Genomic DNA, 16,511 nt, shown 5'->3' with positions numbered 1-16,511 from the left:
AATTCAGGTTTTTTTGGTGCTGGGGCACCGGGCATGGGGTTAAATGCCTTTGTTGAACCAAAAGTAAAAAAACAAATGTTAAGTTTACATTTAAAAATAAAATTTATTTGTCAGATAGACATTTTTAGTGTTAAATGAGTTAGTTCCCTCCCTTGAAAGAGCAATTGCCTATGGAACGACTTTGTTCAAAAAAGGGTGTCATGATGAGCTCCGTCGAAGTATGGCGGGGCAGACCTCTACGCTCGACCCTTCGACGGAGCTCAGGGTGACAGCCCCTTTTTGGCACTACTGGCGCAAGTCTTGTGTAGTGGGATTGATGACTTGTGACATTGCCAGGCTCATAGGCACAAGTCATCAACCCACCGGCAACCGCACAAGACTTGCGCTAAAGAAGGTAACTTACCAACACAGAATGGCTTAATTTTATGGTTTACAGTGTAAACCCACTTTTTATGAGTTTTTAAATTTAATTAGTTGATTATAAATTACTTAAATAAATGTAAACCATAAAAAGTGTAAACCATGTAAACCCCTTTTTAAGAAATTCCCGAATGCCCCAAGAATCGTGCTATAGCTATTAACCTAAAGGAGATGGCATTTTTTGAAGACTTATTAAAATCCCAGCTCGCCATACTCTACTACTGCCGAGTCGCAGATGTAGGTTGGCACAATGCCTGTTGCATTGATGCGATTATCGGCATCCATCGCCTGGGTATTGCCGGAAAGTACCAGCACCGTATCCAGCCCGAATTTATTGCCACCCAGTATATCGGTTTGCAGGGTATCCCCTACCATCACAATATCCTTTTTGCTGATCGGCCCTTGATCGCGCAGCAGGTCGAAAGCAAACATGAACATCTGCGAATCGGGCTTGCCAAAACGGATAAACTCCTTGCCTACTATCTTCTCCACCATACTGGCTAAACCACCTATGGCTATGGATACATCATGTTTGGTTACCGGGTAAGCATGATCGGTATTAGCCACAATCACAGGAATGGGGCGTTTGCGTAATATATTGACGGTCTTGTTCAGGTCCTCAAACCAGTTAAAGCCTTCGTCATCCAAAAACACCAGGGCATTTACTTTATCAATATTCGAGGCATCGATCTGGCTTACCGGCAACGTATGCAGGCCAGAACTATCGATATAATGAGCAGAATCGGGCGTGCCCAGGTAGGCCACTATCCCATCATTCACTTTCAGATCAAGATAATCTTTGGTCAACATCCCCGAGGATATAATATGATCTGGGGTAATGGTATGCAGTCCTTTGATCTGGTACGATTCGGCTAGTTGGGCAGGACTGCGCGAGGCATCATTAGTAACTATATAATATTCCTTCTGCTGCTCTTCCAGGTAAGCAAATGTGCGCTCAATACCAGGCAGTAAACCATTGTAGTTCTTCAGCACACCAAAAGCATCAAAAAAAACAACTTTATACCGGTCAATGATGGATTTAAAGTTATCTATTCTGTTCATGCGCCTGTATAATTATTGAATTAGTGATTTAGTGAATTAGTGATTTATCTGCTTATGTGTAAAAAAACTTCGTGACTATTTTTTGGCTATAAAGTACCTTGATCTCAGAATTGAATTTGCAAAAAATCTTGATACTTGATACTAACTACTTGATACTACACGTATTTATTTCAATTTTAATGCTTCAATGATTTTTTCGGCGTCAAAGTCTCTGTCGACCGATGGAAGATAAACATTAAATGCCTCGGCCTGCAATTTTTCGGCGTATTGTTCGCTAAAAAAGTGCTTGCCATCCTTAATCACATAATTCAGGATAAAAAAACGATAAGCTTCTTTCATAAACCTGATCTCATCTGCGGTAAGCGGGTTCACTTTGTGGTACTCTTTCAGGAAAATGATAAAACGGTCTTCCACCATGGTATTGATCACATAGCTGAATACCGTACGATCGCCAATATCGGATACTACGCGGCTAAAAAAGTAAAAATCCAGCACACGGTAACTCATCCTGAACCAGTCATAATCCCAGCGGGAATACAATTCCAGGTTTGGGGTGACAGAAAAATTGCCTATGTTCCAGTCGATAAATACAGGGATGATCTCGAATGAGCTCATGTTATATTTAGAGCGGTTCTTGAGGAAGGTTTCGCAGTGATATTTCAAGAAATCTGCCTGCATAGCCGTACCAAACTGTGTTTCATCTGCCTCCAACTGATGCTGCAACGCAGATATATCGGTACGCAGTGTTTTTGACGATTTAGGCAACACATTTTTCACCCTGGAACAGGCCTTATGAAACTTACCTACCTGCTGGCCCAGTTTTTTGATGTGACTTTCATCCAGCCGGCGCGGCAAACGCTGTAATATGCGAGTAGGGTTATAAAACACCACCCAGGCATCTGTTTTACCATGTTTGTAATGATAAATATAAACCCGGTTGTTTTTCAACAACGAGCGGGCCAATAGATTCTCGAACGGATAAAGCAGGTTATTGGCCAGGGTTTGAATAATGCGGTGATCTTCTTTAAAATGCTCAAACTTGCCAAAGTAGGATAGCTTGGCAATAATGATATCATCGTCATCAAAAGTGATGCGATAAACGTGGTTGGTTGATACCATGGCGCTGATATCTTCAATAAGCTTGATGGTTTTTGAAGCATCATACCCCTCCCACGCTTTTTTAACAATGACTGAATAGTCCATTTACATAATTTAGGCTACAAAGATTAAATAATATTGTGGAATAACGAACACCGAATGTTAAATATCAAAGTGTATTTCCTTCATTATTTTGCATTCAACATTCGATGTTCAATATTATTTAAATGATCTCAAAGTATCTTTTCAATTCCCAGTCGGTTACATGTTTAATGTACTGACGGTGCTCCCATAGGCGGGTTTGTGTAAAGTGATCTACAAAGCCTTCGCCAAAAAGCTCTTTGGCTACGGATGAGGTTTGCATCATTACGGAGGCATCATACAAATTAGCAGCCAATACACCATTCTTTTTATCCTGGTAGCCGTTACCTATGGTTTGGGGAATATCCAGTTTCAGTTTGTTTTTGATACCATATAAGCCAGAGGCCAGCGCAGCAGCCATAGCCAGGTAAGGATTGGTATCTGATCCCGGAATGCGGGTTTCCAGGCGCGTATAGGCCGGTGTGGTATTGATCACCCGGAGCGCTGTAGTACGGTTCTCTACTCCCCAGGTAACAGTGGTTGGTGCCCAAGCCCCTTCAACCAGGCGTTTATAACTATTAATAGTTGGAGCATACATGGGCAGTATATGGGGTAAGCAATACAATTGCCCGGCGAGGTACTGTTTATGCAGATCGCTCATTTTATGTTCGTCTGCTGCATCGTGAAACAGGTTCCCGCTTTTATCTTTTGTCCATAAGCTTTGGTGTATATGACCGCTACAACCGGGTAAATTTTCGTTCCATTTGGCCATGAACGATGCCATGATGCCATGCTTATAGGCAATTTCTTTTACCGCTGTTTTAAATAAGGTTGCCTTATCGGCAGCGCTTAAAACCTCGTCATGTGCTATAGCAGCTTCGTATACCCCCGGACCGGTTTCGGTATGCAGGCCTTCAATAGGAATATTAAACTGGGTAAGCAGGTTAAACAGATCGTAATAAAAATCACTGTTCTCTGATGTACGCAGGATAGAATAGCCGAACATACCCGGTGTAAGGGTATTGATATTGGTAAAGTTTTTATCATTGATAGATTGCGGCGTTTCCCTGAAATTGAACCATTCAAATTCCTGAGCAAACTCTGCATGATAGCCCATGTCTACGCATTGTTTGGTAATATGTTTGAGTAGACTACGCGGACAGGCAGGAAGGTCGGTTCCTTTCGGGTCGCTGTAATCGGCCAGGAAAAAAGGGATATTATCCTGCCATGGAACGTTACGCAGCGTAGAGAGATCAATGCGGCAAAGCTTATCTGGGTAGCCGGTATGCCAGCCGGTAAGCTGTACATTATCATAACAAACATCGCTGCTATCCCAGCCAAAAACCACATCGCAAAAGCCATAGCCGCTTTGCAAACCGTCAATAAACTTTTTAGGGTGAATTACTTTACCGCGCAAAATGCCATCGATATCTGCAAAGGCGAATTTTATCTTCTGTATATTATTTTCTTCTAGATATGCTTTGATCTGTTCCTCGTTCATGATATAATTGTAAAGGCAGGTTACCTTAGCAAGATAACCAATAATGATGTAAACATAAAAAAATGCCCTGTGTGTTTACATAATTTCATACGAATTTGCCCTTACCTTTGTTTGCAGCATGAAAGCTATTTGTCCGCATTTATTTGTTTACGGTACCCTGCTTGATAATGGAAATAGCTATGGAGCGTATCTGCAGCAACATTGCACCTTGCTACAAGCTGGTAAGTTTAGAGGAAAGCTTTATGATATAGGAGACTATCCCGGCGCTATTGCCGACGAAAATAACGATCAGTACGTACTTGGCAGCATTTACCAGATGGATGAACCCCAAAAAATACTGAAGGCTATTGATGATTATGAAGGTTTTGGTGATGATCAGGAGCAGCCAAATTTGTTTATACGGATATTAACCAGTATTGAAACATTAGACGGCCAGGTTGAATGTTGGGTTTATCTTTACAATTTGCCGGTTAATGGTTTGTTGTGGATAGAATCGGGTAAGTATAAGCTTTAATGAAGCTTACGTTACTCTTCATTTTTTCACTGCCCAGATATAGGCTCGCGTGGTTTTGAATTCCGCATCTTCATGCGGGCGCCTTTCTATCGCTTCAACTATATTAAAACCAGTTTCATCAAGTAAGGCTATGATGTCATCTGTTTTAAAGAAATATAGATCAATATCAATCTCTTTGTCATGGGCTTTGGCAAAATGCATTATTTCATCCCCTGCATGAAAGGCCAGTAAAAAATCTCCCCCTGCTCTTAATACTCTGTTTATTTCTTCAAAACATTTCCTAACCTGATCGATGGTAAAATGTACTATTGCATAAAATGCAAGTACACTTCCAAGATAACCTGGCGAGTAATCGATGTTCAATAAGTCCCCGGTTTCAAATTTAATTTGAGGGGAAAGCCGCCGGGCAGCGTTGATCATCGCCGGCGACAGATCAATGCCGATGATATCTTTTAAGCCATTATCATACAGAAATCTTGTTGTTTGTCCGGGTCCACAGCCAAAGTCGGCACATAGCCCTTTGTCTTTATTGACAGATGCAAATTCCTTCAATAACAAGGTGTCCAAATGTTTTTTGGAGAGTTCGCCCCAACGCTCGGCCGCATAGTCGTCGGCCACTATATTGTAACAGTCTAATACTTTTTTTTGTGAATTCATTTTATTCCTGATTTTCCAATACTAACCGAATTTTGACTTCCCCTGTCTTTACCTTTTCTATTGCTTCATTCATTTTAGCGAATGGCATAACCTCTACAGCGCTCTCAATATGATGCTTTGCCGAGAAATCAAGCATATCTATCATGTTCCTGCGGCTACCCACATAATTTCCATAAATAGTTCGTTGAGCATAATCATATAGCAAGCCAAGGGCAATTGGCTGCTTTTTCAAAGGTGAAGCCACCACACAAAACTTGCCCTGAGGCTTAAGGATCTTCAAAAAAACATCCAGATCATATGGCGCATTTAATGTCGAGATAATAAAATCAAATTGCTTATTTAATGTTAATAGACTATCGGGATTTGAGATCAATATAAATTCAGCTCCCAACTCATTAATCATCTCTTTTTTTTCAGGAGAATGAGAAAATGCATAAACCTCATGTCCCATTTTATTTAAAAACTGGATTGCCAGCTGCCCAAGGCCACCGGCACCCAGGACGCCAACAACAGAATTAGCAGGCAACTGTGCGTTCACAATTCCTGAATACACAGTAAGACCAGATGACAGCAAAGGAACCGAATTTACCGGGTGAAGAGCTGAAGGAAGTTTGAAGGCAAATCTGTTATCAACAACAATATGGTGAGCCAAACCACCATAGCAATCCACACCAATTACTTTTTGCTGAGCACAAAATTGTTCATTACCCGCTTTACAAAATTCACATTCAAAACAGGCCTCCTGCTGATAACCGATACCAACACGATCACCAACTTTTAACGCAGTTACATTTGAGCCGGTTTCTTCTACAATTCCCACAATTTCATGCCCCGGAACAAGTGGAAATTTCGTATCACCCCAATCATTACTTATGAATTGAACATCTCCCCTTGCAATAGCACAATAATTAATTTTTACCCTTACCTCATTATCACCAACATTTCTTTCATAATAAAATGGCTCCGCTTTTCCACCTTCCTCTTTAATCCCGTATGCTTTGATTTTCATAACTATCCGATAAATTTATAGGTCTTTGATGTCCTTTGCTACCAAATTAAGATTATTATTGAGTGGTGCCCGGTGCTTTCAATTTCGCGAAAGATTGCCACTGGAAGCTTACGCCTATACGATACAAGATGATCAAACGATACATCTTCGTCGTTACGGCAATGATAAAAATTTCCCATATCAGGTGAGTCATAACGTTTTAACAGCTCTATTGTGTTAAATCGTTTGTCATGTTGTAACAATACTTCCAAAAGTAAATTGTTTATCGAACCAACAACAGCGCCAACCCCACAAAAAAAATCCCCCGGCCTTATGAGCCGGGGGAAGAAGTTAAAGTATATAAAGGGGATTAAACTTTCGCAGTTTTTACTGTTTTGATAATCACCGCAGCTACTTTGTATGGATCAGCAGCTGAGTTAGGACGACGATCTTCCAGGTAACCACTCCAGTTGTGATCAACAGCGTAAAGTGGGATACGGATAGAAGCACCACGGTCAGATACACCATAGCTAAAGTCATGTATAGAAGCAGTTTCGTGTTTACCGGTTAAGCGCTGATCGTTATCGGCACCATAAACAGCGATACATTCTTTTACTGCAGGACGGAACGCTTCGCAAACTGCTTCAAACTTAGCTTTGCTGTTTGCTGTACGTAATAATGTATTGGAAAAGTTAGCGTGCATACCAGAACCATTCCAGTCTAATTGACCTAATGGTTTGCAATGCCAGTTAATGGCAACACCATAGCTTTCGCCAATTCTTTCTAATAAATAACGGGCAACCCAGATCTGGTCACCAGCTTCTTTAGCGCCTTTAGCGAAGATCTGGAATTCCCATTGACCTGCTGCTACTTCGGCATTGATACCTTCAACATTTAAACCGGCTTCTAAACAAGCATCTAAATGCTCTTCAACAATTTCACGACCGTAAGCATTGTTTGCACCTACTGAACAGTAGTATGGGCCTTGCGGAGCTGGGTAACCACCTGCCGGAAAACCAAGAGGTTTGTCGGTTTTAGGATCCCATAAGAAGTACTCCTGCTCAAAACCAAACCAGAAATCGTTATCATCATCTTGTATAAGTGCACGACCGTTTGACTCGTGTGGTTTACCAGTTGAATCCAATACTTCGCACATTACCAGGTAAGCATCTTTTCTTTGTGGATCAGGAACTGTAAAAACCGGTTTCAGGATACAATCTGAAGAACCACCAGGTGCCTGTTCGGTTGATGAACCATCAAAGCTCCAGTTTTCCAGATCTTCTACTTTACCGCTAAAGCTTTTAACAATTTTTGTTTTGCTGCGCAGGCTTTGTGTTGGTTTGTACCCATCAAGCCAAATGTACTCGAGTTTAGTTGCCATTTTTAAGTTAATTTGTAAAATTGTGGTTCTAATTATAGTTTTTCTGTTAATCTGACTAATTATTAAGGCGAATTTAAATTATTTTTATAAAATTCATTATAAAATTGTTAAATTTTTATAATTTTTTTCAACAAACCTCATTTTTATAGTGAAAATACGCAAAAATAGAGAACTCAAAAATCAATTTTGCCATTTTCGCATTTTCGAACATTAAAACCAGTCTTTTTTTATTAAAAATGCAAAATCTCAAAACATGAGGATATTTTGAGGCTTGATTTTTACTATTTAAGAGTACAAATGGCAGAGAACGCCCTGTTAAATTTTAATCGCTTAATTTTTTTGATACGTTTTTCAAAGCCTTATCTAATTGCTCGGCAGAGTATTGCAGGTAATCCTTTGTTTTTAAGAGCTCGTTGCCCTTATTATCTTTATCGTTCATCAGGTCAAGCAAACCCAATATGTTTGACAAGTGGTTGCGAACCTCGTGTGAGTTGATAGTAGCCAATTCCTGTTTCTGGGCAGCGTACAATAACTTTTCATAACGCCGCTTTTGCCTGTTGGAGCGATAAAAAATAGCAATTACAATTACCAGCAAAAATGTGAACATTAAAATAAACAAGAGCCTTAACCGCTCCTTTTTATATGTCAGTAAATTTTCGTAATACAAGCTTTGCACATCGTTAATTTTCATTTGCGACGATACATTACCTACCTGGGTAAGATTATTGATGTGCTGTTTTGATTGCTGCAGTGCTAATTTAAAGTTATCTGCAGCCAGTTTATTATCATTTTTAATTTGTGCTATTTCACCAAGCATTTCATATAACTGAAATTTCATTTCAGGAAGATTTACCAATGATGGCCGTGCCAGTAGTTTGTTAACCACATACGCCGCGGAATCAACTTGCCCATTACCGAAGTAAGCATTGGCCAGATACTGCTCATCCGCATCACTTCTCACATACAAACTATCTTTTAATAAAACATTGATGGTTTGTATAGCGCCTTTATAATTATGCTTTAACAAAAGCAGATAATAACCTGTACGTTTTACAGAGGTATATAATTTATATGTTTTACCAGCAAGTGAACGTAGTTTATGATGATAGGTATTTAAAGAATCATAATTATCGGTTCTAAAAAAGTTTTCTGCTTTGTTATCACTGATAAGTCTTAAAACGATCAGGCGACGCACCTTATATTTGTCACAAATACCTTGTGCCTTATCCAGATAAAATAACGACTGACTGTATAACCCACTCTTATAATATATGTCGGAAATATTTACATAAAGCAGGGCTTCCAAAGCATAATTATTTAACTTTTTCACCTCATTCTGCGCTAATCCATAACTATAAATGGCCCCCATAGCATCCCCTTCGCCTGTTTGTACAAATGCAAACTGACTAAAAAGTGTATATAACAAAAAATGATCGGATTTTTTCTGAGCCAGTTCAATGGCTTTTAAGAGCGTCTTTTTAGCTTCATCGAATTTCAGGAACCTCCTTAGCGCAATACTTTCTATCAAAAACACGATCTCCTGCCTGTTTTCAATATTATAGCCTGAAATTACTTTGATTATAGAATCTTTTTTGGCTTTCAGTTTTGGTACCGGAATATCATTCAGGTTTGTTTTGATATAGGTTACCAACTTTTGATCACGAAGATCTTTATCGTTTAGCCTGATAAAGTTCAAAAGGCTATCTTTTTCTGTATTAATCTGCGAAAAAGCCGCGTTAAAGCAGCTGATCAATAGAAGCGACAAACCCAGGCGTAGCATTTTTAACATGCAAGCATATTTTTATATAAATTTACGCTTGCTTATGGCAAAAGCAAATTAATATTCCGTTGAAATATTAGCTATCAAACTTTTCAAGCTGTTTTAATAAAGTTTCAAAATCTTTGGGATACGGGGCATGTATGGTAACCTCCGTTTCGGGATTTATTTTAAAGGTAACTTCGTAAGCATGCAAGGCAAAACGTTTCATGATAGGAAGTTCTTCCTGATCTTTACCTAAATGGTATTTACGTTTTATTTTTGACAGGAAAACCGGCTCGCCTTTATACATTTCATCACCCGCTATTGATGCCCTTTGGGTAGCCAGGTGTATACGGATCTGGTGCATACGACCGGTAACTGGACGACATTCAACCAGGGTATAATGTTTAAAGTATTTCAACGACTGAAACCAGGTTTCAGCCCTTTTACCCTCCTGCCGGCTTATAGTTACGTTACCTTTACCCACATTTAAGATAGGCAGATCAACCAGCAGATTATCAAAAGTATGGGTACCATCAATAATGGCATGATAAACTTTTTTAACCTGGCGTTTTTCAAACTGCATAGACACGAAGCGGTAAGCTTCGGGATTTTTGGCTATAATAAGCGCTCCTGAAGTTTCTTTATCCAGGCGGTGACATATCTGTGCATCTTCTGAATAAACTTTAGCCAGGCGCAGTAAATTAACCTCACCACCTTCGCGCTCATCCAGCGAACTTAGGAAAGGCGGCTTGTTTACCACAATCACGTCATCATTCTCAAACAATACCAGGTCGGCAAATTTCGGAAACTTCATACTTTAAATATAGCCGGCAAAAATACGGTTTATAATTTAAACAGCAGTTAGGGATGTTAATCATAAAACCTCATTTGTTAATTCGCTGTAAAACAAAGGTTAATGATAATGGTTAAATACTTCAATTAACACATATCTATCTAAAACAGCAATCATGAGTAACAAAGCAACAAAACCCGAAGTGAAAGGATTTTTTGAAAAGGTTAAAGAAACAATTGAAGAGTTTTGGGACAGCACAAAAGAAAAAGCCGAAGAACTAAAAGATAAAGCCGAAGACAAAATAGATGCCCTAAAAGAAAAAGCTGCTACAGAGAAAGCAATTGTGGCTAAAAAAACTACAGCGGCTAAAGCTGCTGTTACTAAAAAAGCCGATAGCGTTGCCACCAAAGTAAAAACGGCGGCTGTAGATGTAAAAGCTAAAGCCGATACGAAAGCTAAAGACGAAGCCGCTACGGTAAAAAAAGCGGTAGCTGACGTTAAAACCAAAGCAACCACAAAAGCTAAGGAAGTTACCAGTGCTGCAAAAACAAAAGCCACTGATGTTAAAAAAGCAGCGGCCACAAAAACAGCCAAAGTAGCTACAGCAGTAAAGAAAAAGGCCAATGAGGCTAAGTAAAACTTTATTACAGGTTTTGATAAAGCGGTGGAGTTAATACTTCACCGCTTTTTTATGCAGCAGATGTAGCTGAGGTTGAAATTATATCAAATTATTACCCACAATTTAATAAATAGATTGTAAAATAAATTTTAACTTTAATTATAAATACCTAAATAAATCAATCATTCATAATTAAGGAAAACATCATGAGCACTACACCGAACGAACCAGAAGAAGAAAAAGGTTTTTTTGATAAGATCAAAGAATCTGCCGGAGAATTGTGGGAAAACGCAAAGGATAAGGTTGAAGAGGAATTTGACGAACTAAAGGAAAAAGCCTCAGACTTTACCGGCGACAAAATAAAAGGAATAGTGGACGATTTAGAAACTAAAGCATCCGATAAAATAAAGGATGTTACCGGTAAAATTACCGGCTAAACCGAAGATCGCCTAAAAAGGGAAATAAAAACGGCCTTGTATAATTATATAAGGCCATTTTTATTTAATAACATAAGGCACAAAACAACACCCTGCAGTTAGTTACGATATTAATTAATGTGTTAACACCGGAGTAACACTTGGATCGCCAACATGATCGAAAAGCCTTGTTGATGCAACTGTTGTTTTATTAACAGCCGCGGTAATATTTGTTAAGGTGATATCTGCAACCCAATGCGGAATAATATCATTTGGTATACTATGATAAGCGCTAATCTTCAATTGAAAAGGGCTTGAATTAGTAAAAATAAGTGTCTTGATTGAATAATTACTGGTACCTAATTTGGAGGCTGGTACAATATTACTCCATCCGTCAGAGCCTTCCGAGCCGACGGCTTTAACATCCCCCCCATTTACCTGGAAGGCATTATAAAATGGTGTTTTCTTAATTATAAATAAATCAACACTATAAGCCGAAGCCGAAGGGATAGCATCCTGTATAACGACGTTTAATTGTGCTACAATTCTGTTTAAAGAAACACTTTGCATATTATCACTGCTAACTGCTACAGTGACTTTTTTGTAATAAGTATCCTTTATGATATAACCTGGAAGGCCATTTGCAGTATTGTTATTATCATAGCTCAATAGGTCTGTATTTAAAGTACCCTTCGCCGAAGAAAGCGTGTTTAAGAAAACAAGCCCCGTTTTACCCCCTGCAAAAACTAAAGTATAATTACCTGCCGGTAAATTAGTGGTTATAGTTCCAAAACCTGCATCTGTTGATAACTGTTTAATTGTATTTATACTTTTGCCATCGGCATCATAAATACTGCAATATAGCACATCCATTATGCTTGAGGGCGCCACTGCAGTTGTGGTCTTAACTCCGAGAGTCACCTGATTGGTCTTTTGGAAAGCAGTATCTGCCGATGAGAAATCACTTATTTTATAAGTTAGCTTATATGATTTAGTTTCAGGGTTTCCAGAATGATCCTTGGAACAAGAAAAACCTAAAAAACAGACAACGAGTAAAAGAAATAGATATTTTTTCATAGATATTGTAAAGATACCCTTTCAGGTAAAAAATCCAATTAATTGAAAATTAACCGAATCAATATAGTATATGGCATTATACCTATTATGCTTCAAATTTACATCCTGCGCTCTTCATCGGTTTTACTGGCTAAATTGAATGGCATCAAGCCTAAGGAAAAATAAAAAAAGCCCTGCTCTTTAAAGCAGGGCTTTTTTATAATATTATAATTTAACTCAAAAACTGATGTTTATAGGATTAGGATCCCAGGTTGTACTTACAGTTGGCTGAAAAGAATTACCTGTACTTGGTGTGCCGAAAAAGTTACCGCTATATATAACCCTTTGATTTTTTTGCACAATATTATTATTAAATACTTTCTGCGAAAGCACATTCCCATTTTTATCTGTACAGGTAAACGTAATAGGAAATGGCTTGTTGACAAAAGGTGTGATATAAGTAAATTTATAATTCGGTTTATTTTTCGAGCTATCGGGAATAATTGAATATACATAGCTTACACCACCGCCTGCTACAAGGGAGGAGGTTACCAACGAATAGTTTAAATCCTCACGAGTACGGGATATTGAAAAAGAATAGGCATTAGCCGGAAGGTTATCTTTAACATCTAATTCAATTTCTCCAACCAAACGCTCCAGTTGAACGTTTATATTAACGTCCGCACTTGGTACGGTTACCGTAAAAACTTTAACAAAGGTATCTCCCCATGAATTGTATGTACTTAGGTGATCTGTAACATCATAACCATAACAAAGGAATTGACCAACTATACCACATCCCTCCTGTCCGGCATATACAGCTATTTTATATTTGCCTGGCAACATTGAATACTTTATGCTTCCGTTATAGGTTTTCGCATTATAAATGCCACCAGGAAGAGTAAAGGCGCTTCCTGAAGAGTCACTTATTATAACGCCAATAACCTTAAACATTGACCTTATTGTCCCCGTATCTGAGACAACACTATTCACTTTCAGTTTATTGTCGCTTCCTACTATTCGTTGTGAAAACGCGCTTAAACTTAAGTTAAGCGTATATTTTTTACCAGACGCTGGTGGTTCTGGGTCTTTTGAATGATCCTTTTTGCATGAAAACAATACAGCAATAGCAAGGAGTAACATATAAGGGTTTATCTTTTTCATATTAATAAAACTAAAAGTTTATAACCAGATCGTTCCAAACAGGGTCAAGTGATAATTGAAATCCTCCATTTTGAACGCCTGTTGAAATGGGCTGAAATAACGCTCCGGTCATTATCGTGATCTTATTTTTCACACACGTTATATTACTAATTATTAGCGGTTTACTATTGACGTATGGTTTCCCATATCGCGTAACTGTAACACTAAACGCAAAACTTGTATTGTAGCAAATAGTAGCAAATTGAAAATTTGACGTTCCTTTTTCAGCAGCTGTAAAAACATGTTTAAATATAAATGTTCCCCCGGTATATTTAAAAACTCCAGTTCCCATAGCATATTGACCATAAAACGCATTACATTCAAATTGAATACTATCCAGATCGGTTGGGATTACATCTGTTGCTTTAATATGGAGTTGAGCATCAAGTCTGTCTAACGTTATTTGCTGATTGATGTTAGAAGTGCTTACTGTTAAAGACATACTTTTATAAAATGGGCCATCGAGTAAAAAGCTACCTGTAAAATAATCTGGTATGGGTGTTGATCCATAGAATTGGCCAGCAGAAAAGGAAGCTGCATTAGCTACAAACACAATATTATAAGTACCAGGACTAAAACCATCACTAATATTACCAAAGTTTGCTGATGTAGTATCCTGGTTTATTTGCCGTACCAATTTACCACCGCTATCGTATACCAAGTAATGCAGATTCTTTATATATTTTTTAAAAGTATCCGCGGCGCTGTTAACCCGCAATTTGTTAGCGCTTGCGGTAGCCTTTACCACATCACTTACCGTAAAATTAACGGTATATTTTTGTCCTGTAGGGTTTGTTCCTTTGGAATGATCTTTTTTGCAGGAAAAAAGAAAAACAAAACCTACCAGCATCAGGAGTAGATATTTTTTCATTAGCTTGAGATTTACTTAATTACGATAGCATAGGGGACTATCTTACAGGAAGTTAAAACGCCTAAAGTTAAAACTTCTTAGGGCTAAACCAAAATAATAAAATGTTAAAAAATCATTTCTTTAAAACACAAAAGGGCGGTAAAATTACCGCCCTTTTGTGTTTTGCTTTTTTGCTTGCTATGCTTCAAATTTGTAGCCAACACCTTTTACAGTAGCTACACAATCATCACCTAATTTTTCGCGCAGTTTGCGGATGTGTACATCGATGGTACGGTTGGTAACTACCACAGAGTCTTCCCAGATATTTTTCAGGATCACTTCACGGGTATATACTTTACCTGGTTTTGAGGCCAGCAGATAAAGCAATTCGAATTCTTTTTTGGCTAAAACTACCTTAACCCCATCTTTATAAACCAAATATGCTTCGCGATCGATAACCAGGTTACCAATTTCCAATTTGTTATCAGGGGTATCCTCAGCAGGAGCATTGCGGCGCAGGATAGCATTGATACGGCTTACCAAAGCACGAGGCTTAATTGGTTTAGCTATATAATCATCAGCACCTACGTTAAAACCAGCGATTTCAGAATATTCTTCGCTGCGGGCGGTTAAAAATACCATAAAAGTATTTTTAAACTCGGGCATGGTACGCATAATGCGACAAGCCTCGATGCCATCCATTTTCGGCATCATGATATCCAGTACGATAAGATCAGGCAGTGATTTTTTTGCTTCAGCAACGGCTTCCTGTCCGTTACGGGCCAAAAACACCTGATAACCTTCTTTTTTTAGATTATATTCGATCAGCTCTAAAATATCCGGTTCATCATCAACAATAAGTATTTTCTGTTTTGAGGAGTTGCTCATGGCACGTTAAATTTTTTGTATAAAAGTATACGCTTTACAAAAGCTAAAAGTTAAGCTAATATTAACAAATTGTTAAAGGTTACCTTATATTAACGATTTATTGAGGCTTACTAAATGTTTTGTTTAAAAAAGCTTCAAGATCGGCTCCTGTTATGTTCTTTGCCACTATATTTCCCTGAGGATCAATGATAAAATTTGAAGGAATGGCTTCAATATGATAAAGCGTTTCTGTTGGACCTTCAAATCCTTTCAGATCTGATCCATGTGCCCAGGTTAGTTTATCATCATCTATAGCTTTTTTCCAGGCTCCGGTCTCTTTATCTAATGATATACCCAGAATATTAAACCCTTTTGATTTAAAGGCATTGTATTGCTTTACCACATTAGGATTTTCCTGGCGACATGGCATACACCACGAAGCCCAAAAATCTATCATTACATATTTGCCTTTATAGTCAGATAGTTTTACAGGCTTGCCATCAATACCACCGGTTGTAAAATCAGGCGCTTTATGGCCAATAGAAACAGGTTTCACCTTTTCCATTTGTTTAATGTATTGCTGCACCCCTGGATTATCCTGGAAACTGCCTTTGATCTCATCGGCGTAAGCCACCAGTTGTGGTTCATATTTAAATACATCCAATGAAGTGGCTGCATAAAAACCGGCCAGGGATTTTTTATTATCGTTCACGAATTTGAGTACGGCAGTACCGTAGTCGGCCATATTTTTTTGAAATATGGGCATATACACCTTGAGTAGCGAGTCTGATTGTTTACCCAGGGCTTGTGATTTTTCCTGGTATTCGGCAACCACCTTGTTGTTTTTATCGCCGTAAAAATTACTGATCTTATTAAATTCCTTGATCTTATCAGAATCATCAGATCCGGTGATCATATAAGAATGGGTATTATCTTTCAGATCTGTACTGAAATCGATATCGTCACCATTTTTCGCGATCAGGTCATAAATAGCATCACCTACCCGCAGTTTATACAGGTTGGCATAAGGCGCCTGGTGTTTGAACTGAAATTTACCATTCTCGCTTAAGGTGGTCGAGTCGATCACTTTTACCTGTGAGCTGTCGGCTTCTAACAGAAAAACCATTTTCAGGGCCGCTGGGTTCTTGATAGCTCCCGAAATAGTAAATGATGTTTTATCCTTACATGAAAACAGGAAAACGGCCAGTAAAAATATGCCTGATGCAATAATGCGATTCTTCAT

16 protein-coding genes are annotated in these 16,511 nt (G+C 38.5%); 3 read left to right on the top strand and 13 right to left on the bottom strand.

Features of this window, described 5'->3' with window-relative positions:
• Positions 1–612: 612 nt before the first annotated feature.
• From AC57BQ_RS03310 to AC57BQ_RS03300, 3 genes are all read right to left on the bottom strand, one after another.
• Positions 613–1,482 carry an HAD-IIA family hydrolase gene (locus AC57BQ_RS03310; RefSeq protein ID WP_496404911.1) on the bottom strand — a complete coding sequence of 290 codons (870 nt, stop codon included), beginning with the start codon at positions 1,480–1,482 and terminating at the stop codon, positions 613–615.
• 165 nt (positions 1,483–1,647) lie between these two features.
• Positions 1,648–2,685 carry a hypothetical protein gene (locus tag AC57BQ_RS03305; protein ID WP_496404910.1) on the bottom strand — a complete coding sequence of 346 codons (1,038 nt, stop codon included), beginning with the start codon at positions 2,683–2,685 and terminating at the stop codon, positions 1,648–1,650.
• 118 nt (positions 2,686–2,803) lie between these two features.
• On the bottom strand, positions 2,804–4,162 hold the full coding sequence (locus AC57BQ_RS03300) for a glutamine synthetase family protein (RefSeq protein ID WP_496404909.1): 1,359 nt from the start codon (positions 4,160–4,162) through the stop codon (positions 2,804–2,806).
• Between the two features lie 118 nt (positions 4,163–4,280).
• On the opposite strand from AC57BQ_RS03300, the gene AC57BQ_RS03295 reads away from it, so the two are divergent.
• On the top strand, positions 4,281–4,676 hold the full coding sequence (locus tag AC57BQ_RS03295) for a gamma-glutamylcyclotransferase family protein (RefSeq protein WP_496404908.1): 396 nt from the start codon (positions 4,281–4,283) through the stop codon (positions 4,674–4,676).
• A gap of 18 nt (positions 4,677–4,694) precedes the next feature.
• On the opposite strand, the gene AC57BQ_RS03290 is transcribed toward AC57BQ_RS03295, so the two are convergent.
• The 5 genes from AC57BQ_RS03290 to AC57BQ_RS03270 form a co-directional block, all read right to left on the bottom strand.
• Positions 4,695–5,333 (bottom strand): class I SAM-dependent methyltransferase, encoded by a 639-nt coding sequence (locus AC57BQ_RS03290; protein ID WP_496404907.1) that lies wholly within the window; start codon positions 5,331–5,333, stop codon positions 4,695–4,697.
• A 1-nt stretch (position 5,334) separates the two neighbouring features.
• Complete coding sequence (locus AC57BQ_RS03285; RefSeq protein WP_496404906.1) at positions 5,335–6,342, bottom strand: NAD(P)-dependent alcohol dehydrogenase; 1,008 nt, start codon at positions 6,340–6,342, stop codon at positions 5,335–5,337.
• A 349-nt stretch (positions 6,343–6,691) separates the two neighbouring features.
• A complete protein-coding gene (locus AC57BQ_RS03280; protein ID WP_090464730.1) occupies positions 6,692–7,702 on the bottom strand; it encodes a glutamine synthetase beta-grasp domain-containing protein in 1,011 nt (336 codons plus the stop codon).
• 322 nt (positions 7,703–8,024) lie between these two features.
• A complete protein-coding gene (locus tag AC57BQ_RS03275; protein ID WP_496404905.1) occupies positions 8,025–9,491 on the bottom strand; it encodes a hypothetical protein in 1,467 nt (488 codons plus the stop codon).
• Between the two features lie 67 nt (positions 9,492–9,558).
• Positions 9,559–10,278, bottom strand: coding sequence for an RluA family pseudouridine synthase (locus AC57BQ_RS03270; RefSeq protein ID WP_496404904.1), 720 nt, complete (start codon positions 10,276–10,278; stop codon positions 9,559–9,561).
• Between the two features lie 154 nt (positions 10,279–10,432).
• Between AC57BQ_RS03270 and AC57BQ_RS03265 the strand changes: the two genes are divergently transcribed.
• Complete coding sequence (locus tag AC57BQ_RS03265; RefSeq protein WP_496404903.1) at positions 10,433–10,894, top strand: hypothetical protein; 462 nt, start codon at positions 10,433–10,435, stop codon at positions 10,892–10,894.
• A 188-nt stretch (positions 10,895–11,082) separates the two neighbouring features.
• The gene (locus AC57BQ_RS03260) at positions 11,083–11,313 is read left to right on the top strand and encodes a hypothetical protein (protein ID WP_419699158.1); all 231 of its coding nucleotides are present in this window, start codon (positions 11,083–11,085) and stop codon (positions 11,311–11,313) included.
• Positions 11,314–11,427: 114 nt separating this feature from the next.
• Here the strand turns inward: AC57BQ_RS03260 and AC57BQ_RS03255 are convergent, their stop codons facing one another.
• From AC57BQ_RS03255 to AC57BQ_RS03235, 5 genes are all read right to left on the bottom strand, one after another.
• Positions 11,428–12,369, bottom strand: a complete 942-nt coding sequence (locus tag AC57BQ_RS03255; protein WP_496404902.1) for a FimB/Mfa2 family fimbrial subunit — start codon at positions 12,367–12,369, stop codon at positions 11,428–11,430.
• A 216-nt stretch (positions 12,370–12,585) separates the two neighbouring features.
• Positions 12,586–13,512: a hypothetical protein gene (locus AC57BQ_RS03250; protein ID WP_496404901.1), complete on the bottom strand. Its 927-nt coding sequence runs from the start codon at positions 13,510–13,512 to the stop codon at positions 12,586–12,588.
• Between the two features lie 10 nt (positions 13,513–13,522).
• Positions 13,523–14,422, bottom strand: a complete 900-nt coding sequence (locus tag AC57BQ_RS03245; RefSeq protein WP_496404900.1) for a FimB/Mfa2 family fimbrial subunit — start codon at positions 14,420–14,422, stop codon at positions 13,523–13,525.
• Positions 14,423–14,599: 177 nt separating this feature from the next.
• On the bottom strand, positions 14,600–15,289 hold the full coding sequence (locus AC57BQ_RS03240) for a response regulator transcription factor (protein WP_076373414.1): 690 nt from the start codon (positions 15,287–15,289) through the stop codon (positions 14,600–14,602).
• A 97-nt stretch (positions 15,290–15,386) separates the two neighbouring features.
• Positions 15,387–16,511 carry a redoxin domain-containing protein gene (locus tag AC57BQ_RS03235; RefSeq protein ID WP_496404899.1) on the bottom strand — a complete coding sequence of 375 codons (1,125 nt, stop codon included), beginning with the start codon at positions 16,509–16,511 and terminating at the stop codon, positions 15,387–15,389.

The organism is Mucilaginibacter sp. BGA-UO-ETr-C110, assembly GCF_059567985.1.
Note: the sequence above shows the minus strand (reverse complement) of the source record. Positions and strands in the feature narration are given on the sequence as shown.

Coding starts and splice junctions, on each gene's coding strand:
- AC57BQ_RS03305 (WP_496404910.1), bottom strand. CDS start 2,685: ATGGACTATTCAGTCATTGTTAAAAAAGCGTGGGAGGGGTATGATGCT.
- AC57BQ_RS03250 (WP_496404901.1), bottom strand. CDS start 13,512: ATGAAAAAGATAAACCCTTATATGTTACTCCTTGCTATTGCTGTATTG.
- AC57BQ_RS03260 (WP_419699158.1), top strand. CDS start 11,083: ATGAGCACTACACCGAACGAACCAGAAGAAGAAAAAGGTTTTTTTGAT.
- AC57BQ_RS03265 (WP_496404903.1), top strand. CDS start 10,433: ATGAGTAACAAAGCAACAAAACCCGAAGTGAAAGGATTTTTTGAAAAG.
- AC57BQ_RS03270 (WP_496404904.1), bottom strand. CDS start 10,278: ATGAAGTTTCCGAAATTTGCCGACCTGGTATTGTTTGAGAATGATGAC.
- AC57BQ_RS03240 (WP_076373414.1), bottom strand. CDS start 15,289: ATGAGCAACTCCTCAAAACAGAAAATACTTATTGTTGATGATGAACCG.
- AC57BQ_RS03280 (WP_090464730.1), bottom strand. CDS start 7,702: ATGGCAACTAAACTCGAGTACATTTGGCTTGATGGGTACAAACCAACA.
- AC57BQ_RS03290 (WP_496404907.1), bottom strand. CDS start 5,333: ATGAATTCACAAAAAAAAGTATTAGACTGTTACAATATAGTGGCCGAC.
- AC57BQ_RS03295 (WP_496404908.1), top strand. CDS start 4,281: ATGAAAGCTATTTGTCCGCATTTATTTGTTTACGGTACCCTGCTTGAT.
- AC57BQ_RS03235 (WP_496404899.1), bottom strand. CDS start 16,511: ATGAAGAATCGCATTATTGCATCAGGCATATTTTTACTGGCCGTTTTC.
- AC57BQ_RS03255 (WP_496404902.1), bottom strand. CDS start 12,369: ATGAAAAAATATCTATTTCTTTTACTCGTTGTCTGTTTTTTAGGTTTT.
- AC57BQ_RS03310 (WP_496404911.1), bottom strand. CDS start 1,482: ATGAACAGAATAGATAACTTTAAATCCATCATTGACCGGTATAAAGTT.
- AC57BQ_RS03285 (WP_496404906.1), bottom strand. CDS start 6,342: ATGAAAATCAAAGCATACGGGATTAAAGAGGAAGGTGGAAAAGCGGAG.
- AC57BQ_RS03275 (WP_496404905.1), bottom strand. CDS start 9,491: ATGTTAAAAATGCTACGCCTGGGTTTGTCGCTTCTATTGATCAGCTGC.
- AC57BQ_RS03300 (WP_496404909.1), bottom strand. CDS start 4,162: ATGAACGAGGAACAGATCAAAGCATATCTAGAAGAAAATAATATACAG.
- AC57BQ_RS03245 (WP_496404900.1), bottom strand. CDS start 14,422: ATGAAAAAATATCTACTCCTGATGCTGGTAGGTTTTGTTTTTCTTTTT.